The sequence below is a fragment of the Marinomonas sp. KMM3893 genome (assembly GCF_004352855.1).
GTDB lineage: Bacteria > Pseudomonadota > Gammaproteobacteria > Pseudomonadales > Marinomonadaceae > Marinomonas > Marinomonas arenicola.
This window is the reverse complement of the sequence record NZ_SJSC01000004.1, coordinates 91,464-112,350: the sequence shown is the minus strand read 5'-3', so window position 1 is coordinate 112,350 and position 20,887 is coordinate 91,464. Positions and strand designations below refer to the sequence as shown.

22 protein-coding genes are annotated in these 20,887 nt (G+C 44.3%); 1 reads left to right on the top strand and 21 read right to left on the bottom strand.

The window, feature by feature from the left end:
- Window position 1: 1 nt before the first annotated feature.
- From E0D71_RS11415 to E0D71_RS17405, 8 genes are all read right to left on the bottom strand, one after another.
- Complete coding sequence (locus E0D71_RS11415; RefSeq protein WP_133003436.1) at window positions 2-283, bottom strand: F0F1 ATP synthase subunit C; 282 nt, start codon at window positions 281-283, stop codon at window positions 2-4.
- A gap of 37 nt (window positions 284-320) precedes the next feature.
- Complete coding sequence (locus tag E0D71_RS11410) at window positions 321-1,016, bottom strand: F0F1 ATP synthase subunit A (protein WP_133003435.1); 696 nt, start codon at window positions 1,014-1,016, stop codon at window positions 321-323.
- Window positions 1,016-1,366: an ATP synthase subunit I gene (locus E0D71_RS11405; RefSeq protein ID WP_133003434.1), complete on the bottom strand. Its 351-nt coding sequence runs from the start codon at window positions 1,364-1,366 to the stop codon at window positions 1,016-1,018. Before E0D71_RS11405 ends, E0D71_RS11410 begins: the two co-directional genes overlap by 1 nt.
- Window positions 1,359-1,760 carry an AtpZ/AtpI family protein gene (locus E0D71_RS11400; RefSeq protein ID WP_133003433.1) on the bottom strand — a complete coding sequence of 134 codons (402 nt, stop codon included), beginning with the start codon at window positions 1,758-1,760 and terminating at the stop codon, window positions 1,359-1,361. The genes E0D71_RS11405 and E0D71_RS11400 overlap by 8 nt, the downstream gene beginning before the upstream one ends.
- On the bottom strand, window positions 1,757-2,173 hold the full coding sequence (locus E0D71_RS11395) for a F0F1 ATP synthase subunit epsilon (protein WP_133003432.1): 417 nt from the start codon (window positions 2,171-2,173) through the stop codon (window positions 1,757-1,759). Before E0D71_RS11395 ends, E0D71_RS11400 begins: the two co-directional genes overlap by 4 nt.
- Window positions 2,148-3,590 carry a F0F1 ATP synthase subunit beta gene (atpD, locus tag E0D71_RS11390; RefSeq protein WP_133003431.1) on the bottom strand — a complete coding sequence of 481 codons (1,443 nt, stop codon included), beginning with the start codon at window positions 3,588-3,590 and terminating at the stop codon, window positions 2,148-2,150. The genes E0D71_RS11395 and atpD overlap by 26 nt, the downstream gene beginning before the upstream one ends.
- Before the next feature lie 147 nt (window positions 3,591-3,737).
- Window positions 3,738-6,119: a phosphoketolase family protein gene (locus tag E0D71_RS11385; protein WP_133003430.1), complete on the bottom strand. Its 2,382-nt coding sequence runs from the start codon at window positions 6,117-6,119 to the stop codon at window positions 3,738-3,740.
- Window positions 6,120-6,339: 220 nt separating this feature from the next.
- On the bottom strand, window positions 6,340-6,486 hold the full coding sequence (locus E0D71_RS17405; RefSeq protein WP_165942990.1) for a hypothetical protein: 147 nt from the start codon (window positions 6,484-6,486) through the stop codon (window positions 6,340-6,342).
- Between the two features lie 90 nt (window positions 6,487-6,576).
- Between E0D71_RS17405 and E0D71_RS11380 the strand changes: the two genes are divergently transcribed.
- On the top strand, window positions 6,577-7,437 hold the full coding sequence (locus E0D71_RS11380; RefSeq protein WP_133003429.1) for an NAD(P)-dependent oxidoreductase: 861 nt from the start codon (window positions 6,577-6,579) through the stop codon (window positions 7,435-7,437).
- Between the two features lie 101 nt (window positions 7,438-7,538).
- On the opposite strand, the gene E0D71_RS11375 is transcribed toward E0D71_RS11380, so the two are convergent.
- The 13 genes from E0D71_RS11375 to ugpC form a co-directional block, all read right to left on the bottom strand.
- A complete protein-coding gene (locus tag E0D71_RS11375; RefSeq protein ID WP_133003428.1) occupies window positions 7,539-8,243 on the bottom strand; it encodes an RraA family protein in 705 nt (234 codons plus the stop codon).
- A complete protein-coding gene (locus tag E0D71_RS11370) occupies window positions 8,240-8,953 on the bottom strand; it encodes an alpha/beta hydrolase (protein WP_207923383.1) in 714 nt (237 codons plus the stop codon). The genes E0D71_RS11375 and E0D71_RS11370 overlap by 4 nt, the downstream gene beginning before the upstream one ends.
- Window positions 8,946-9,914: a cupin domain-containing protein gene (locus E0D71_RS11365; RefSeq protein ID WP_207923382.1), complete on the bottom strand. Its 969-nt coding sequence runs from the start codon at window positions 9,912-9,914 to the stop codon at window positions 8,946-8,948. The genes E0D71_RS11370 and E0D71_RS11365 overlap by 8 nt, the downstream gene beginning before the upstream one ends.
- Window positions 9,915-9,935: 21 nt before the next feature.
- Window positions 9,936-10,703, bottom strand: a complete 768-nt coding sequence (locus E0D71_RS11360) for an SDR family oxidoreductase (protein ID WP_133003426.1) — start codon at window positions 10,701-10,703, stop codon at window positions 9,936-9,938.
- A gap of 2 nt (window positions 10,704-10,705) precedes the next feature.
- Window positions 10,706-12,019: a histidinol dehydrogenase gene (gene hisD / locus E0D71_RS11355; protein WP_133003425.1), complete on the bottom strand. Its 1,314-nt coding sequence runs from the start codon at window positions 12,017-12,019 to the stop codon at window positions 10,706-10,708.
- A 189-nt stretch (window positions 12,020-12,208) separates the two neighbouring features.
- Entirely contained in the window at window positions 12,209-13,243 is a 1,035-nt protein-coding gene (locus E0D71_RS11350; RefSeq protein ID WP_133003424.1) for a LacI family DNA-binding transcriptional regulator, read from the bottom strand.
- A gap of 89 nt (window positions 13,244-13,332) precedes the next feature.
- Complete coding sequence (locus E0D71_RS11345) at window positions 13,333-14,349, bottom strand: nuclear transport factor 2 family protein (protein ID WP_133003423.1); 1,017 nt, start codon at window positions 14,347-14,349, stop codon at window positions 13,333-13,335.
- Between the two features lie 63 nt (window positions 14,350-14,412).
- Window positions 14,413-15,381, bottom strand: coding sequence for a nuclear transport factor 2 family protein (locus E0D71_RS11340; protein WP_133003422.1), 969 nt, complete (start codon window positions 15,379-15,381; stop codon window positions 14,413-14,415).
- A gap of 106 nt (window positions 15,382-15,487) precedes the next feature.
- Window positions 15,488-16,021 carry an ester cyclase gene (locus E0D71_RS11335; protein ID WP_133003421.1) on the bottom strand — a complete coding sequence of 178 codons (534 nt, stop codon included), beginning with the start codon at window positions 16,019-16,021 and terminating at the stop codon, window positions 15,488-15,490.
- Between the two features lie 54 nt (window positions 16,022-16,075).
- The gene (locus E0D71_RS11330) at window positions 16,076-17,293 is read right to left on the bottom strand and encodes a carbohydrate ABC transporter permease (protein ID WP_133003420.1); all 1,218 of its coding nucleotides are present in this window, start codon (window positions 17,291-17,293) and stop codon (window positions 16,076-16,078) included.
- 4 nt (window positions 17,294-17,297) lie between these two features.
- On the bottom strand, window positions 17,298-18,320 hold the full coding sequence (locus tag E0D71_RS11325; protein ID WP_133003419.1) for a sugar ABC transporter permease: 1,023 nt from the start codon (window positions 18,318-18,320) through the stop codon (window positions 17,298-17,300).
- Window positions 18,321-18,387: 67 nt separating this feature from the next.
- On the bottom strand, window positions 18,388-19,596 hold the full coding sequence (locus E0D71_RS11320) for an extracellular solute-binding protein (protein WP_133003418.1): 1,209 nt from the start codon (window positions 19,594-19,596) through the stop codon (window positions 18,388-18,390).
- A gap of 47 nt (window positions 19,597-19,643) precedes the next feature.
- Window positions 19,644-20,702, bottom strand: a complete 1,059-nt coding sequence (ugpC, locus tag E0D71_RS11315) for a sn-glycerol-3-phosphate ABC transporter ATP-binding protein UgpC (protein WP_133003417.1) — start codon at window positions 20,700-20,702, stop codon at window positions 19,644-19,646.
- Window positions 20,703-20,887 lie beyond the last annotated feature (185 nt).

The window sequence follows — 20,887 nt, the reverse complement described above, 5'->3', positions numbered from 1 at the left end:
TTTATTGCCCTGTCACTTGAGCAACACCATAGTTCCAGAAAGGGTTGGCAAACAGCAAAATCATCGACACCACAAAACAATAAATAGCCGTGGATTCAATCATCGCCAAACCGACAAACAAGGTTCGAGTAATCGTCGCCGACGCATCTGGCTGCTGAGCCAAAGAGGACAAAGCAACGGCCACCGCTTTACCTTCCCCTAGTGAAGGGCCGATCACTCCGATGGCAATGGTTAGCCCTGCGGTAATAATCGATACCACTGCAATAATTGTCATACTGTCCATAGTTACTCCGTCTAGGTTAATCACATTAAAAAGGGGATTAGGGTTGAGCAATATCGCGTGCTGAAAACTCTTGCGTTCGCGTCGCCGCTGCGATGTACACAGTCGCCAAAATAAAAAAGATATACGCCTGCACTATGCCCGTCAGCAACCCAAGTAAGGTCATCACAATCGGGAATAAAAACGGCGTGATCGTCAGCAAAATCGCCAAGATCATGGCACCACTCATCATGTTGCCAAAGAGCCGTACAGCGAGAGCTAGGGTACGAGACACTTCGCTAATAATATTAAATGGCAACATGATAATGGTCGGTTTGGCGTACGTAGACAGATACCGAGCTAAGCCTTGTTCTTGAATGCCAAACAAGGGCACAGCGACCAGCACACACAATGCTAACGCCGCGGTGGTCGACAGTGAGCCAGTCGGTGGCTCAAAACCGGGTATCATGGTGCCCAACGCACAAACCGCAATAAACAAAAACAATGAGCCTAAAAAGCCAAGGTATTTATGGGGCTGACTTAAGCCGACTTCCTCGATCTGCTTATTGATGGTGATGACCACCACTTCCAATAAATTTTGCCAGCGTGATCGCTGCAAATTGGTCGATAAATGTCGCGTTACCAACACAGACATCACCACCAATAGCAAGATCACCAACCAGGTAAAAACGATAGTGGCATTCAGTTTTAGAAAGCCCATTTGCCAATACACAATTTGATCTGGACTAAGGTGCATTAGGGTTTCCTCTGCTGGGAAGCGGCTTCTTTAGCGCTCAATGTGGCCGGCGCTAACGCTTGAGTATTCTTCAGCTGAATACAGTGTGTCGTGAATAAACGCATCACAAAAAAGCCAAGTAAACCCAACAATAACTGCCGCCAGTCATGCCCTAAAAACACATAAAAGGTCATCACGACAACGCAGGTTCGCACCAACAGACTCAATAAAAACAAACCAGCGGTATATTGGCTGCGGCCTAGTTGGCGTACTGTCCACCACAGTCCTGCAAAATAAAAAGCCCCCAGCAGCACACCGATGAACAACGAAAACGTACTGCTGGCCCATAAGTTACTTCCGAAATCAATCATCCTCGTCTTCCTCATTTCGATGAATGTTTTTGTCTTCTTTATCAACCCAATGCCATGCATTAAAACAACCAAGACACAGCCCTGCGATCAACAAGGCCAATGTCCATGAGTGTGTGTCTGGGTATCGACCGTCGAGCCACATACCAAGTGCCGCACCGAGTAACGTAGGAATGGCCACGGACCAGCCCACTAACCCCATCATGCCCAACCCCGACCATACTGTTTTGGTGATGTGACGCTGGGCATTGAGTTTGCGTTTCGCAATCTTGCCGACTTGTTGGCTATAACGTTTCTGGTGATCGTCTTGCTGATCGCCGCTTAATGGATCCGCTGACCGTGGCGGATCGCTCTGTGTAGAGGCCGGCTTGATGTCTTTTTCTGGGCCGTTTTTCATAGCGAGTTGGTGTCCTGCTTAAACGCAACCAAGTGCTGGATAAAGTTGTTCTCCATCTTCGCCAACACAGCGCGCAGCTTTTGCTCTTGCTCGTTGAGTTGCATAAACTCTTTTTCCACCGCTTCGCGCAGTTGCTCCAACCCCATTCCTGCCATGGCATTGCGCACTGACACCCGCACCTCCTGTCCGGTTTTTACTAGAACACCCTCGTCCACCGCCACATAAGACTCTTCTGCCCCTTCCGTTTCGAAGACCAATATGCCAGCGGATAACGTCGCCACACAATCCAAGCGATGTGGCAAAAGGCCAAACGCGCCTTGTGGTGTCATCGCGACAATGCGGCGAACGTTTTGTTCTTCCGCAAACACCTTGTAAGGCAGTAAAATTTTAAGCGTCATGTAGGCTGTTGCCATCTTGACTCTCCTTCACGGCCGCTGCCTTGTTCTTATCGTGCGCTTCGTCAACCGCTCCGATCATATACAGGGCGTTCTCTGAGTACTCTTCAAACTCATCCTTTAAGATCCGCTCACACCCATCCAATGCATCATCAAGACTGACCAACTTGCCTGCCATGCCAGTAAATTGTTCGGTGGTAAAAAAAGGTTGCGTCAAAAAGCGCTCCAATCGACGAGCCCGACCCACCACTTTATGGTCTTCTGGCGATAGCTGCTCCATACCCAGCATGGCAATGATGTCTTTGAGCTCTGCGTATTGCGCCAACGTACGACGAATATCCTGTGCTAAATCGTAATGGCGTTGGCCAATAACACTGGGAGTCGCCATTTTTGAACTGGACTGCAAAGGGTCGATCGCGGGATAAAGCCCTTCACTGGCACGCTTACGAGACAATACAATGGACGCAGAAAGGTGGGAGAATGTGTGCACGGCAGCCGGGTCGGTAAAATCGTCGGCAGGTACGTAAACCGCTTGAATCGAGGTAATCGCGCCACTTCCAGTGTTCGCTATGCGCTCTTCAAGTTGCGATAACTCTGTGCCCATGGTCGGTTGATACCCCAAGCGCGCAGGCATTTGCCCCATTAACCCAGACACTTCCATGCCCGCTTGAATAAAACGAAAGACATTGTCGATCAACAATAAAACATCACGGTGTTCGTCGTCCCGAAAGTATTCCGCCATGGTCAATGCCGCATGACCCACACGAAAACGAGCCCCTGGAGGTTCATTCATTTGCCCAAACATCATCACCATGTTGTCCAAAACACCCGCCGCTTTCATATCTCGATAGAGCTCTTCCCCTTCACGACAGCGCTCACCAATGCCACAAAAAATACTGACCCCCGCATGCTGTCCGACCATGTTATGGATCATTTCGGTTAACAATACGGTTTTGCCCACCCCAGCGCCGCCAAATAACCCCGCTTTGCCGCCACGTTCAAGTGGCATTAAGACGTCGATGACCTTAATGCCCGTTTCGAACACCTGTGTTTTGGTAGAGCGCTTTTCTAAGCTGGGTGGCTCACTGTGTACCGAGCGCCATTGCACGTCTTTAGGGGCGGCTTGTTTGTCCATCGTGTTGCCAAAGACGTCAAACATGCGCGATAAAATCCCGTTACCTACGGGGGTTTGTAAAGGCCCGCCTGTGTCTTTCACCAGCGTGCCACGAGCCAACCCTTGCGTCGGCGTTAAGGCAATGCCTCGCACTCGCTGGGCGTCCAGTTGAGAAAACACTTCGATGTAAATTTGATCGTCCGTGCCGGTGCGTAATAACGAGCGAATTGGCGGTAAATGCTGTTTAAACACTATGTCTACGACACTGCCTCGTATCGCAACCACATTGCCAATATTGTCAGACCTAGCTGCGGATTCCATCGTCTATATCGCTCCTGAAAATAACCGTTACTCGACCAAGCACACTGCACTTTATCGTTAAGTGATAGCGGGGGTTTCATCATAATGACTCGTGCTCACACTCTCTGTGCGCCATCGCACAAAGAGCGCTATTTGAGCAGGCTCACCCTACCCTTCTTGCTCTGCGTTATCACAAGACCAGCGCCACTCGCGAATCTCCGGCATGTCTTCTCCGAATTCATTAATATAAAGGCGATGCTCAGCCAGTTTGTCAGTGAGCTCTTGTTTTAACGCTCGTCCCTTTTCGCCGGTTTGAGGCAATCGATCAATCGCGTCCATCACCAAATGAAAACGGTCGATCTTATTTAATACGGTCATATCAAATGCCGTCGTAATCGTGCCTTCTTCCTGATAACCATGAACATGAATGTTGCTATGATTGGTGCGCTGATAAGTCAATTTGTGGATCAACGACGGGTAAGCGTGAAAGGCAAAAATCACCGGTTTGTCTGTGGTAAAGAGCGCATCAAAAGCGTGATCACTAAGACCATGCGGATGCTCAGATTCCGCCTGCAGCTTCATTAAATCGACGACGTTGACCACTTGAATTTTCAGCGTTGGCAACGCCTCTCGTAAAATAGACACGGCCGCCAAGGTTTCTAACGTTGGCACATCACCACAACACGCCATTACCACATCTGCGCCTTGCGCTTGGTCTAGGTTACTGGCCCATGACCAGATACCAATACCCGCTGCACAGTGTTCGGCGGCGGCCTCTTTGTCTAACCATTGTGGCGCCGCGTGTTTGCCTGCTATCACCACATTGACGTAATGTCGACTGCGCAAACAGTGATCCATCACCGACAACAAGCAATTGGCATCGGGTGGTAAATAGACTCGGGCAATGGACGATTTTTTATTCACCACATGATCAATAAAGCCTGGGTCTTGATGGGAAAATCCATTGTGATCTTGGCGCCATACATGGGACGCTAAGAGATAATTTAACGACGCAATTTTGGGGCGCCATGGTAACTGCCCAGCGACTTTTAGCCATTTTGCGTGCTGGTTAAACATCGAATCAATAATGTGTATAAAGGCCTCATAACAATTGAACAAACCATGTCGACCAGTTAATAAATAGCCTTCTAACCACCCCTGACACTGGTGCTCACTGAGCATTTCCATCACTCGGCCGCGTGGCCCTAGGTGTTCATCATTGCTGTCATTTGCTCCCATCCATTGACGTTGAGTGGTGTCGAATAACGCCACCAAGCCATTAGAAATGGTTTCATCTGGGCCAAAGACTCGAAAATTATCAGGGTTAAGCGCTACCACATCCCGTAGAAAAGGCCCTAGAACATGGGTATCGCCTATGCCCATCACCCCATGATTTGGTACATCACAGGCAAACTCTTTGAAATCTGGCATCGCCAATGGCTTGAGCAAGAGTCCACCGTTAGCATGAGGGTTGGCCCCCATCCGACGGTTACCCTTTGGCGCTAACTCAGCCAACGCGTCTAATAAACGCCCATTTTCATCAAACAATTCTTCAGGCCGATAACTACGCAGCCATTCCTCAAGCAATGGCAAATGCTCTGGGCGTGCAGCAGGGCTCGAAATGGGCACTTGATGAGAATGAAAGGTCCCTTCAATTGGCACACCATCCACGGTTTTTGGCCCTGTCCAGCCTTTGGGAGATTTCAGCACTATCATTGGCCAACGTGGTCGTTCAAACGCCCCTTGTTGAGCGGCCTTCGCCTTAATGTCTTTGATCTCATGAACCGCCTGATCCAGCGCCAGCGCCATGGCTTCATGCATACTTTTTGGGTCACTGCCTGCCACAAAAATCGGCTGCCAACCATAGCCTCGCAGCAATTGCTCTAACTCCTCACCACCAATGCGAGCCAGAATGGTCGGATTGGCGATTTTGTAACCATTTAAATGAAGAATCGGCAACACCACACCATCACTCACTGGGTTCAGAAACTTATTCGAATGCCACGCCGTGGCTAAAGGGCCTGTTTCCGCTTCACCGTCTCCTATTACACACGCTGCAATAAGTTCTGGATTGTCGAACACAGCCCCAAATGCGTGACTCAGTGAATACCCCAGTTCGCCCCCTTCGTGAATCGACCCTGGGCACTCTGGCGAAGCATGGCTGGGAATCCCTCCAGGGAAGGAAAATTGCTTAAACAGCTTTTGTAACCCTGCCGCGTCTTGGCTGATCTCTGGGTAAATTTCGCGGTAACTTCCTTCCAAATACGTTTGAGACACCACCGCAGGACCGCCATGTCCGGGGCCTGAGATAAAAATCATACTGAGGTCGTATTGCTTAATAATTCGATTAAGGTGCACGTATATGAAATTTTGGCCGGGCGTGGTGCCCCAATGGCCCAGCAAGATACGCTTAACGTCATCGAGGGCTAAAGGACGAGTTAACAGAGGGTTGTTATGCAGGTAAATCTGACCAACTGATAAATAATTACTGGCTCGCCAATATTTATCCATTAACGCCAGTTGGTGTGATGCTAACGGTACCATTTGCATAACCTATTACTCCCAGCTTGTTGTTCATGATGGATTATGAATATTCACGCAGCTTGATAGCTTGATCTTCGCCTTACTGATGGCATCCGTAGACTGAATGGGTGGATCAGTACTGAATATAAAAGACACCTAGCACTGTATCGCCAAAGAGCACACCCACTCTGTGCGCTAGCACACACTTCTTCCAACAGAACCTTGGCATAGATCAGTGCACTCGCAGTTAGGCCTTATCTTGTGCGCACTCCCTTTCATCCGGCGCTTTCGTATCAGGCGTCTGGGCACGCGTCAAGGCGACCTCAATACCACGCCAAACGGCATTGGCTAATGGCTGACAACAATGGCTGACAACAGCGACGTAAATTGTCACATTGCTTGCTAGCGCTCAGATCGACCCAAAAGACGTCGCCATGATAAAGTGTCGTCATCCGTAACTCATTAGATACATAGAGAGAAAATTATGACTCGCGTAGGTTTTTTAGGACTAGGCATCATGGGCAAAGCCATGGCAGAAAATCTCATTAAAGCAGGCTTCGATGTCACCGTTTGGAACCGTAATGCCGAAAAGACAACCGAGCTCGTTGTCTTAGGCGCCAAACAAGGCACAAGCCCAAAAAGCGTTGCCGCACACTGTGATATTACCTTTGCTATGGTTTCCGACCCTGCGGCGGCGTTGGCGATTTGCCAAGGCCCTGAAGGTGTCGCGGCCGGCATAGGTGAAGGCCGCGGTTACATTGATATGTCGACGGTGGACGACAGCACATCTCAAATGATTGCCGATGCCATTACCAACGCGGGTGGCCGCTTTTTAGAAGCGCCGGTTTCTGGTACCAAAAAACCCGCCGAAGACGGCACTTTAATCATCTTAGCGGCTGGCGATAAAACCCTTTATGACGAGGCGCTTCCTGCGTTTGATGTCATGGGGAAAATGTCGCCCTTTTTAGGCGAAGTTGGTCAAGGTGCGAGCATGAAGCTGGTCGTCAATATGATGATGGGGGGCATGTTAAGCATCTTTAGTGAGGGTATGTCACTTGGTCAAAAAGCCGGGCTAGACGGTGAGAAAATTCTGGAAGTTATTGCCGCTGGCGCCATCGCCAACCCAATGTTTAAAGGCAAAGGGGCCATGCTACTGGCTGAAGACTACACCGTAAGCTTTCCGCTTAAACACATGCAAAAAGACATGCGCCTCGCCGTTGCACTCGGCGATAAGCTAAACCTGTCTCTACCAACGGCCGCTACCGCTAACGAAGCGTTCAAACAGGCTAAAAAAGCTGGCTTTAGCGACGAAGACATTGCTGCCGTGTATAAAACCGTTCAGTAAATTAGCGGTAATAATCGCTGTTATACTGGCTGTTTTTGGCCAATAAAAAGCCTTATTCATAGTCTGATGAATAAGGCTTTTTAAACGGCATAGCCTATCTACTACTTTTCTCTTTTTGCTTCAAATTCTGTCCAAGCTTGCTTAAAAGCAGCAAAATTAAAACCAGGTTTATTGGCCGCATCTAGGACGATTTTTTCTCGCTCAATCATCTTCTTAATGGCATCAACCATACCCGCTTGCGCGGCTTTAGGAATAACAACCGCACCATGTTTGTCTGCGTGAATCATATCTCCAGGCTGAATCGTCAAATCAAACAAGGTGACCGCCGTATCAATTTCTTTAATACGAACATACGCGTGTGAAGGCCCAATTGAGCCGGCTATGACTTGATAACCTTCTGCCATGGCATCTAGGTCACGCATAACGCCATTGGTTAATGTTCCTCCTAACCCAAACCCCTTATGCACACTTGTGTTAATTTCACCCCAATAGGCGCCAACGCAATCAGGGTAATCTAGGTCTTCTAGTACGGCGATGCTGTGCTCCGGTGACTCAGCCATGTATTCATAATAAGCCATTCTTCGTGCTGCAATGACGTCTGGCTCTTCCGTTGTGGGCACTGCCGCTTTGATTTTAGCGGTGCGAGCATAACCACAGATCGGAGGCAACGATTGGTCCGCGGCTAGGACTGTTCTGCGTGTAAAACCATCGCCTTGGCGTTTTCCTAATACGACTTCAATAGCATTTGCTATGGTCGGTGTATCAACAGAACGTAAGGCATCAAAATACGCTTTATCAAATATCATATAAGTGTCTCCAACCAATCAGCAAGGTGTGAATTCGTTGCTAATGGCATTTGTAAGGTGATTAAATGCCCCGAATTAGGGACAATATGAAGCTGACAATTTGGCATAAGTTGACAAATAGCCTGATGACGATCTAATGGACACAACTGATCATGCTCACCACATAATGCAATACTAGGTCCGACAAAGTTTCTCAGGGTGTCTGTTTGGTCTGGCCTATCTCGCAGAGCGATTGATTGGTTAATGAAGGCTTCTTTCCCAAGCGACTTTGCCATGTCCAAAACTATCGCTAGTTGACTCTCTTGCTCTGCGGCAGATCCGCCATACTTTGGCGCCATTTGCTGCTCAATAACATCAAGAAAGCGCCCCTGCTTCGCCATGTCAATTTGTGGCTGCCGTAGCGCTTTAACGTCAGGACTCTCTGCCCATGGATTGGTATCCATTAACGCCAGACCCGCAATCCGTTCCGGTTTCTGACGCACCATTTCCATTGCAATAATGCCCCCCATAGAAAGTCCGCCAAGTGCAAACCGTGACCAAGGAATCTGCGAGAAAACATCACAGGCTATGGCTTCCATAGAGCGCCCATGCTCAACATGCACAACAAGAACCTGTCTCTTTTTCCCTAATGCAACAGCTTGATGGGTGTATAAGCGATGATCACACATCATGCCGGGGACCAGCACTAAAGGAAGTGTAGAATTAGACACTTTGGGTGTAGCCTGCTTCATCATTCGTACTGCGTATCAAAAAGAGTCCTGTGCTGCCACTGACATTAGGTTGAATACTACGCTCTACGTTTGGCGGTACGGCGCATGTATCCCCCGGCGCTAAAATAGCAGACTCATCATCCACCCATATTTTCCAATGACCTTCATGCACCATAAACACCTCGTGCTGGTCACTGCGATAACGTTCACCTAGACCTTTTTGCCCTGCTTGAAGAAAGTCAATTTCAAAGCCGGGACGATCCTTAAGAATGCCGTGTGCGCCAAGTACTTGAACCGTTTCTTTATTGCCCATGGCTTTTATGTCTAGATAACGGGCAACATAATGAGGAATCACATCTCGCTCATTCACAACCGGAAACGCGGCGAGCTCCTCGTTTGTTAATATCGGCATTGGGTTCACACCAACAGGCAAGGACTCGCCTTTTTTAGTGTCATATAGACGGCCTGTTTCAGCAAGAATCAAACCGTGCTGTTTAGCCGTTTGGATGACCTGAGGAGCCCAAATCACACCGCCTCCCGCATCATTCCCACCTAATACAGCCATGATCATGCCGTATTCTTCTCCGACGTTTTCAAAGCCGCGAAAAATGCCAGTGGGAATATTGAATAAGTCTCCCTCTTTGGCAATAAACTCACCATCTGTGCCATCTATTCCCCAAAAAAAACGCCATGTTCCTTTCTGGACAAAAAACACTTCGGCAGTTCGGTGTGTGTGTAGCGAATTAGTACACTTTGGTGGCTGGCCAGCAGCCCCAATATTAAATCCCGGTGTGTCGCGGATATGGACATGCTGATCTGGGCTTTCTGAGACACCAGCCCCAATAATGGTAAAATTTTCTTTTTGATCCGATCCTGGTGTATGAGTATCAATAAATGCAGTTTTGCAAGGTACTAACTCACCATAACGTACAACACGACTTTCTAAAGTTTGTTTTGTCAATTTGCTCACCATAAATATTTGTTAATACGCTGTCCAACCACCATCAACCATTAAGGCACTGCCTGTAATCAGTGCGCTGGCATCAGAAGCTAAGAAAACAATAGGCCCCATAATGTCTTCAATCTCACCCACGCGTTGTAAAGCAATCATATTTTCCACGTAGGCTTTAAAATTGGCATCTTGTAGGGCAGGTTCTGTTAACGGCGTTCTTATAAACGTAGGACAGAGCGTATTAATACGAATATTATGAGCGCCTAACTCTTTCGACATCGACTTCGTGAATCCTTCAATGGCATGTTTGCTGGCGCAATACGTTGCTCTATCAGGACCACCAACATGCCCCATTTGACTGGATATCGTAATTAAGCTCCCAGGTAAGTTGTGCTCTACCAGTTTTTTAGCAACACTCTGAGCAACAAAAAATGCAGATTTTGTATTCAAAGATAAGGTGAAATCAAAATCTTCTTCTGTCACATCCAAAGCAGGCTTATGCCTTGCCCCACCGGCACTTGAGACTAAAATATCAAAGGGATCGGATTGCTGAACAAAGGCGGCAACAGCCTTAAAATCAGTCACATCCAGTGTTTTAAATTCTGCCAGCCAACCTTTCTCTCTAATCGCCAAAGCGGCCTTCTCTATTTCATGTTGACTACGTGCAGTAAGGGTGACATTTGCACCAGCTTCCGCTAATGCGACCGCTGATGCCAAACCAATGCCTCTGCCCGCACCGGTTACCAAGGCACGCTTGCCCTGGAGATTAAAAGACGGTGTTTTAGGTAAATTCATCATAATTACTCAGGTTGGACTGCGCTGTATGGCTCTACGATACGCTTACCGTAACGACGAACACGAATATTCGCTTGCTCACCATGGCCAGCAAAACCTTCCAAAGCACAAAGGCGTGAACAATGTTCACCGACAAAAGCAGACGCTTCATCTGTTAGCACTTTTTGATATGTACAGGTTTTAATGAATTTACCGACCCATAAACCTCCGGTGAAACGACCTGCTTTTTTCGTCGGCAGTGTGTGGTTAGTCCCGATGCATTTGTCGCCGTAGGCGACGTTCGTACGAGGACCTAAGAAAAGCGCACCATAATTGGTTAAGTTGTCTTTAAACCAGTCATCACGATCTGTCATTATTTGCACGTGCTCAAAGGCGAGGTCATCCGCAATGGCCAACATTTCATCGTAGCTCTCTGCCACAATCACTTGTCCGTACTCTTGCCAGCTTTGACGAGCGGCATCGGCCGTTGGCAGAACGGTTAATTGACGCTCTACTTCCGCCATGGTGTCTCTTGCCAATTTTTCAGAATTGGTCAACAAAACAGCGGGAGAGTTAACACCATGCTCAGCTTGGCCCAATAAATCGACAGCACATAATTCACCGTCTACCGTCTCATCCGCAATAACTAGGGTTTCCGTTGGTCCAGCAAAAAGATCAATCCCGACACGACCAAATAACTGGCGTTTCGCTTCAGCCACAAAGGCATTACCTGGGCCGACTAGCATATCAACAGGTTTTATCGTTTGAGTACCAATGGCCATCGCGGCGACCGCTTGAATACCACCTAAAGCGTAAATTTCATTGGCGCCTGCAAGATGTTGCGCAGCAACAATGGCCGCTGCGGGTTTACCCTTGTATGGTGGAGCACAAGAGACAATGCGTTTCACACCAGCCACATTGGCCGTTAAAACAGACATGTGAGCAGAGGCGACCATTGGGTATTTACCACCAGGCACATAACAACCCACAGAGTTCATTGGGATATTTTTATGTCCCAAGATCACACCTGGTAGCGTCTCAACTTCTACATCGCGAAGTGCCGCTTTCTGGTGCTCTGCGAAACGACGCACTTGCGTTTGAGCAAACTCGATGTCTTTCAGTTCTTGGTCACTTAAGCTGTCTAAGCAGGCTTGAATCTCTTGTTGCGTTAATTGGTAACTTTCTCGGTCCCAATTATCGAATTTATTCGACATTTCTCGAATTGCCTGATCTCCACGAGCTTCTACATCAAGAATAGATGCTTCCACAATCGCTCGAACTTTAGCGTTCATTTCAGCAACAACGCTTTCTTCTTTACCTGTTTTTAAATAAATAGCCATGATGACCTCATTAGTTTTAATTGTTATATGATTGACATTACCTAGTTAATTAAGAAGCGTGATCCAAACATCCTAATCAACACCTTTTTATTTTCAGATATAAGATTAACTTTTATATACTGAATTAATTTGAATACGTATGCAAATCGATTTTAAAAAAACAGCCATAAAAAAACATATTTTATTTAATTAAGAAATAAGACGGTTTTTGACTGTTTTACGTAGAATTAAATGACTAGGAATTTCTATTCTTTCTGGCTTAAGGTTAGGTTGCCCTATACGACTCATAACAGCGTTAACAGTATGAGAAACCATGTCATCAACAGGCTGACTCATAGTGGTTAGATTATAAGAAGGCGCAGCACCTAGAGGAACGTTATCGTACCCTATGACAGAAACATCTTCAGGAACCCTTAAGCCAAGTTCATATCTTAAGGTTTCAAGAACGGAAAATGCCATGTGATCACTTGCAACAAAAAGTGCATCTGGGGTCTCTGCTTTATCCACAGAAAACATATTTAATGTCGCGAGTCTTGCTTGCTCTTGATCATAATTACCACTTTCAACAGAGAATAAGGTCATCCCGTGATCCTCTAGACCGTCATTCAAACCACGTTCCCTATCTTTGTTCGTTGAAGATTCTACAAAACCTGAAATATAACTTATTCTTTTATGCCCTGTTTCCACTAAATAACGGGCTACCGTTTTCCCGCCTTCATAGTTGGCAGACGTCACTGACGTAACATCATCTGTTTTAATCGCACGGTTAAATAGCACTACTGGGACCGACAGTGAATTACAAGCCTCAATCCAATCAGGAGACAAAGAAACGGATGCCAAAACCACAGCATCAATCTGATATTGGAGAAATTCTTGAACTATGTCATCAGCGGAGCTTTGGTTATCCGAGAAAAACATCAAACTATGATAACCCTTAGCCTGAAATTCGCGAGATAACTGCTCCAGTGCAAGAGGGTAATAATGGTTTTCTAAATAACCAAACACAAAACCTATGATCTTACTTTTTTTAGTGATCATGGAACGTGCCATGATATTAGGCCGATAACCAAGCTCCTTCGCTTTCGCAATAATGAAAGCTCTTTTATCTGGATTAATCGAAGAGCCAGGAGTAAAGGCCCTACTCACCATAGATTGGCTAACACCAGCCGCTTTAGCAACGTCAACAGAGCTAGGTTTTATTTTCATATTTATATCATTTGCCATAGTTTAATCAGGGAATTATATAAAAATAGCTGTAGTATCAACCACTAATATTGTAAGACTTTGTAATCAATAAAAAACCTGGTCGATTTTTAATCGATTATCGGATTCAACACATCTTGCGTACGCTTTAAAATATCCAGCCCCTGTTGTTTAAGCCAGTAAGGGATATCGATAAGCACCCAGTTTTCACTAAGTTTATCCCCTTCACGGCAATAAATATCAACAACTTGCATCTCGGCATTGATATTTCCTCCCGGCAAACCAAGCCATCCGCCTATTGGCGTATTTGATAAATTAGGCCATCCGAAAAAACAAGCAAAGTTACCTTCTGCAAACCGACAAACATGTCCACAAAACTTCTTATCAGCAAGGCCTGCTCTAAAAGGAAGCTGATGCTGCTCTTGATAACGAGGAATAGTATAAGAAGCACCAATTCCTGCCGGGCCATACCATGTCATTTTGGAAGACCAGGTTTTTTCTAACAATTCAGGGGTGCATGTCATAGAGCCACTTTTATTAAGCGCATCTAGCTCATTTACCATTTCATGCACTAAATCAAGCGTCTTTTTTCCCTCTTCTTCTGACACAGCTTGAAACTGCAATCCATTATGATGCCTAGGACCAGGGTAGTTATAATATACCCCCGTAGAAGGCGGTAAAGGATACGCTCCGGCTTGATCCATCAATCCTATCAGGTCAATAAATAAACCCGTTTTCGTGATTTTTCCATTATTAACACAATTAAATTCTGCATAACGGATATTAACAATTCTACGAGTTGCTTTAATGCCTAAAAAATCCTCATCAAACAAGCCCGTAAAATTACCCATACTCATAACCCATTGCTCTTGATCGAACTCATTCTGACCAGCAATAAAAATATCTTGACGGCGCTGCATATGCTTAATAGACGTTAACAAAGGCTTCCAGAATTTTCCGACAACGTCTTTCAGACTATCTATTTCTCTCCAAGGGTATACTCCTCGCCATGAATACTCAGAAGCAATATAAGGAGATACTACATCATCAATAGTATCTATTGTCGCTTCTTCTAAAGCATCAAAATAGGCTCGTACCAAGCATTTACTTTCTTGAAATTTACTCATCTTCAGGCTCTCAAAATAAAGTATGATTTTCGTCAAAAACTGTTGGCCAAATTAATCAACGACTCAACCTGTATGCAATAAGATTTGCTTCCAAATAGCCGTATCGTCAATGGCGACGTATTCTCGAACAATACCCCGAGGGCCAAATTCTACATGGCTAATCCCCATCACATAAACATCCGCATTGGTTGGCTGCCCATAACGCCCCCAGCCTTCATGCTTACCATGAAGAGACCAGCGAATAGCCGCTCTGTCTGCCATGCCTTTATCATCACGTCCAATAACATGATGAATAGTAAAGGTCGCATTTGGAAAAGAAGACCTTAGCCCCAACCAAAATGAATCCACACTACTATACCCATGATCTGAAACACCATTAGGGTATTCTGTTTGCACAGCTCGATCAAAAAGCGCAAAGACAGCATTAAAATCAGCATTCATCAGGCGTTGCAGAGTTTCTGCATAAGCTTGACCCATAGGGTGATCATTGCCTTTCCCTGTGTATGGCCCAACAATATCCATGGATGGATTAAATGGCTTAGTCGCTTTATCAATACCACCCTCTTCTTGAATTTGGTTATAAGCGTAGGTTTTAGGATCCAGCCCTAATTGAGTCACCACAGCGCCCTGGTCTCGAATCATCCATTCATCAGTAATTTGATTATCAATACAATAACAGTCAGCGATAATCCGAAAGCCTAATTTTTTACCTGTCGCCTTACCAAAAACACCGTCTTTGAGATGTGTTGCTTGAGAATAAATCCGGTGTGAAGAAAGATATCCTGCCTCATCATTTCCTGACCAAATAACATCTTCACCTAATAAGGTCCTGTCTGGGAACTCACTTAAGGTTGCCATGGTTGCCGAAATAACATTGGCATTGCCTACGGTAATTCCAGCAGGAACCCGTACCACTATGTCCTTACCATAATATTTATGAAGTGTGCTAAGGCCACGATCCTCCCAAATTTCTTTGGTAATTTTAATAATATAATCAGGCAAATCGAGAAAATCAGGATCGAAATTTTTCATTATAAAATACTCAAAATAGAAAATGAATCATGTTGAAAACGAGCATAATAAATACTCATGCAATACAAATTAAAAATCATTTGTATTGCATTTTGCATTCGTCAACTTATTTCAAAGGTGTTACTGGGTGCTGAACCTCTTTTGAATCGTTTTTCTCCCAGCCTTCTCCATCAAAAACATCACGTCCTAATTGTTTTAAAACATAGGGGAAATCAACCATTACCCAATTATCTACAATTTTACCGTCCACTACTTTCCAAAAATCCATATAACGAATTTCAACATCTTTCCCTGTGGGTGCGATCCCCATGAATTCTCCAGTATGCTTTGCATTCTGACGACCAAAAGCAGCCATCCATTCACCCTCAGCAATGCGCACTTCATCCGTACACACCTTTTCACTAAACGCTGCTTGAAATGGTCGTTGCCAGTTTTCCTGAAACTCTTGTAGACCATCTTTAAAGCCACAGCCGGTATTACCTATCCAGCGAAAACGCTCATCAAAGAAGCGCCCCATACCTTCTATATCATGATCGTTAAGACCATTAACCATCGCATCAACAACCGCTCTTGTTGCTTCCGTTTTAGTTAAATCATTGTCTAATGTAAAAGGGGCTTGTTTAACCTCAGATTTATTCATTTCAAAACTCCAAAATAGAATTGTTGTTGATTATGTTTTATCAGTGATCGCTGATTAGCCTTTCACCGCCCCTGCAGTCAAACCTGAAACAATTTGTTTCTGGAAGAAAACCACAAGAATAAACAATGGGGCCGTGATCGAGGCAGCAGCGGCAATAGCATTTACTTGATCGGTTGCTGTCGTTTCTCGATTAAAATACGCAGATATGGCAGGAACCATAGTTTGGTTCTGATTATCCAATAACAGTGAAGTAACTAAGTAATCGTTGTAAGCCAGCAAGAAAGAAAACAACCCTGTCGTAATCAGCCCAGGCCACATAACGGGTAAAATTACTTTTCTAAAGGCTTGAAAGTGAGTGCAGCCATCTACCCTTGCCGCTTCATCCAACTCTTTAGGTATATTCATAAAAAATGATCGTAACATCCATATCGTAAAGGGTTGGTTTATTGCGACTAACACCGCAATAACGGCAAGCGGCTGTCCGTATAAGGTTGGTGGCGTTTCAGAAAACAAGCTAAGAAGCCAACCAATAACAGGCATGCTCCATAGAGGCTCTAATATCTCTTTAGAGTTAATAAAGAAAGGCAAATACCCTGTTACCAATACGGAATGAGGAAGCGCTCTAAAAACAAGAGCAATAATAAGCAACCAGATCGCAAGATTAGAAGCTGTTCTTGAAAGCGCATAGGCTGCTAATGTCCCTACGGTAAGGGAAATAGTAACCACACCAAAAGTAATAATAAGAGAGTTTTTAAACTGAATGTAAAATTGATTTTCAACCCATACAGAATAATAGTGCTGTAACGTATAGCCAATTAAAGGTTTAGCCAGTAAGGACAACGCTGAAATAGAATGAAATATTCCGTTCAACACATGACTCACAACGGGTAAAACATAAAACGCAAAGCCTACCAAAATAAATATATATGATAAACCAAGTGCGAAAGCCCCCATACTCTTATTTTGAACAGGCACAAAATAATCTAACGTTGTTCGATAAAAGCGCATGGGTATTTGATATGCGTAATAGGCAAAAGCACCGCCTAATAGAATATCAATAATACTGAAGGCACTGTCTTTTTGAGCGGTATTTGGCCCAAATATGACCTCTAGCGGATTCTGCGCAAAGGCATCAATAGGTAGTTTAAAGCTCATAACAAAGATCCAAGCCAACGGGAAGGCTGCAATCAGTGCCCATAAGGCCAAAAAACCATAACTACCGATCTTAAGTAACGGCGTTTGTCTTAATGCTTTAGGAGTATCGTCTTCCATCCTATTATCCTTTTTTCTGATCTCGAAGCGTGCGTTTTAGCACTGGGGCGAGCAAAATAATAATACCAACCATGGTCAACATGGATGACGCTGAAGCACTTGATATCGCACGGTTTCCTGTGTCATCGGGCTCTAAGAAGTCATAGGTTAGCCACTGCAGAGAAATAACATGTGCTTGGCTTGCAAAGCCTATAATTTCTTCAAATACACGATAGGTATCCATCAGATGGATCAATGTAACAAAGTAAATTAATGGCATTAAATGAGGGATGACAACATATCTAATACGCTCAAACCTAGAAGCTCCATCAATAATGGCAGACTCCAATGTGTCCTTATTTACTGACTGCAAACCCGCATAGAAAAGCACAAAGGCAAAAGGGGCAACATGCCAAACACGGTAGAAAACCATTAGTAGCTCGATCGACCAGCTATTAGCAAACACCGATATTTCATGCCCTGTGATTTTTTCTAACACTCTTGTAAGTAGACCGTTACTCACAAATAACCATTTAATAGAAAGGGCACCGATAATCGGCGTTATAATAAAAGGCAGTAACGAAACAAAAATAACCGGGCCTTTCATTCGTTTTGATACATTATTTACCGCCAACGCAATAGCCAGACCTACACCCAATACCAAAGGAAGCGTAATCAACGTAAAAAGCAAGGTAAACGACAAAGCCTTATAAAAATCTATATTAGTAAAAACATCAAAAAAACGGCCAGAGTCAATTAATTTAGAAACTTTATCTGTTTCTAAAACAGATTTATAGGTGTCTAACCCAACATATACTGTCTCCGTGACCGGATGATTATTCTCATCTAACACTGGAACGGATTTTTCCGTGGTCGTACAAATAGAAGTAGGAAAACTTGGCGTACATGTTTCTACCTTAACTGTCTGATAAACAGTTTGAGTCACATAAAAACTTTGCAAAAAAACCGTAACCAAAGGAATGGCTATAAACAAAATCATTATAATGACCGAAGGAGAAACAAAGGCAAAGAAAGTTTTGTTTTTCATTCTAATCACCGAATTCAATTAGCAAAAATGAAGCCAACAATATATTGGATCACTATGAAAAAACCAGTTACAACAGACCCGACTCTTTTGCTGCTGTAATATAGTTATATTCAACCTCTTTCAATGTTTCTTCGGCTGTTTTCTGACCCGTTAGGTAATCAGATACATCTTTTCCTAATGCTGAGTGCATAAGACCGATTTTTGAATTGAGAGGATAGCTTGGCGTTCTATTAATTGCATTTTGAATAGCACCATCGCTCAAACGAGAAGGTTTATAGCCTTTGACTAACCAGATTGCATCATCCATGTTCTTCTTAACCATATCTTGGTTTAAGCCTTGCATAGCGACTCTAAAAGCATTATCAGCCTGCTCATCTGTAATGTTTTTCGCAATAGTAATACCATCCCACCACATAGTACTTGCCGGATGACCATCGGCAATTGATTTAGGCGTGGCGGACATATAAACCTTACCCACTACTTGAGATTCTTCTTTATTGTCAAATGCAGTAGCACGACTCGCCCAAAGGTTGGCCATTGCAATTTTACCGTGCTGAAGCTGCTTTTGAACGAAGGTGGGATCAGCAATCAAATACTCTGGATCCATGTAAGCGGATAACTTTTTCATCATCTCTAATGTTTTAATGCCTGCAGCATTATTAATACTGGGTTGGTTTCCATCAAAAAGATTAGCGTTATAACTTAAGTATATATTGATGAATTCGAGACCGAGATTCCAACCAGATTCATACGCCCCACCTAGTGGATATTCAACAAGGTTGGCCTTTTTTATTTTTTCTGCATCAACAAGAACCTCATCCCAGGTGGTGGGTACTTTTAAATTTAATTTTTCAAAAATGTCTTTTCGATACATGAAGTTTTGAGTATTAACCATCATGGCAATGGCCATGATTTTCCCATCCACTTTAATAAGTTGATTTGGGTTTAAATTTTGACCATATTTTTTAACCAGGCTGTCTAGAGGGCGAATAAGACCACCGTTTAATAACGGTACGAATGTCCCATTTGCAACACCTGCCACCTCATATAATGAGGGGTTCGCGGCGAGTGCAGAACCAATTTTAGTTTTGAACTCTGAATCAAGAGTCGAGCTAACATGACCACACTCGGCCATAGCGTTGGTGACGGCTTTCCACGCAGCAAAGCTTGCGGAAATAGTCTTAACCTCTTGAGTGTTCTTAAAATCACAACTGGCATAGGAAAGAGAGCTTAATGTACTTAAAACAATAAGAGTTGATAGCGTTGATTTCTTCATTATTAGGTTCCTTTGAGACTTTTGTGTTTTTTAATTATGGTTTTTTCTTATGAAAAATCGATACGAGCACCGTTTTCTTTATTAAACCAATGCCTTGATTCTGGAGGAATAATGAAGCTTACCGTCTGGCCTATGTTCACTCTAAATGTCTTATCTGCTTTCGCAATCAATAAGTTATCTCCAATTTTTATGGAAATCAGTGTTGAATCTCCAAGTAATTCCACACTATAAACGGGCGCCGTAATATCCCCTTCTGACTCAGTTGTCACAGAAATATCTTCTGCTCTGAACCCAATGATGACTTCACCTGCGAGCACTGAAGGAACCTCTTTCATGCGAGTATGATCAGCCATAAATTCCCCATCACTGGCGCTGCCCGGTAATAGATTCATCGCCGGTGATCCAATGAAACTAGCAACAAACGTATTGGCTGGTTTATCATAAATCTCTGTCGGAGTGCCCAGTTGCTGCAACTCCCCCATGCTCATAACCACAACACGATCCGCAAGCGTCATCGCTTCAATTTGATCATGCGTTACATAAATAGTGGTTGTTTGTAAGGTGTGCTGTAGATGCTTTATCTGAGCTCGAGTAGAGACTCTGAGCTTTGCATCTAAGTTGGATAAAGGCTCATCCATCAAAAATACATTCGGTTCACGAACGATCGCCCTACCCAAGGCAACCCTTTGACGCTGTCCGCCAGAAAGCTCTCGAGGATACCTTTCTAGTAGATTACCTAACTCCACCATATCGGACGCTTTGTTGACCCTAGCATCATGCGTTGCAGGGTCCACTTTGCGTATTTTTAATGGGAAACGAATGTTTTCGTATACCGTTAGATTTGGATAAAGACCATAGCTTTGAAACACCATAGCAATGTCTCTGTCTTTAGGATCTAGGCCATTAACACAACGATCCCCGATAAATATTTCACCTTCCGTTGGGTCTTCAAGGCCTGCGATCATTCGCATTGTCGTCGTTTTCCCACAACCAGATGGGCCTAAAAATACAATAAACTCTTTATCTTCAATATCTAAACTGAAGTCCCTAACCCCAACTGTAGAGCCCCAACGCTTACAAATATTTTTCAGTTGTATCTTAGCCATACTCTTACTCATCTAGTTGATTTTTTTGAATACGTATGCAATAAATAATCATACTCCATCATTTCTTGCAATATTTTTTTCATTTTTTGTCGTAAACAGACAAAACCTTAGAGCTTTAAGCAAGAAGCGAAATGAAGAAATTACCAAGTAAAGAAAACATTAGAAAAATACAAAAGCATTTTTAA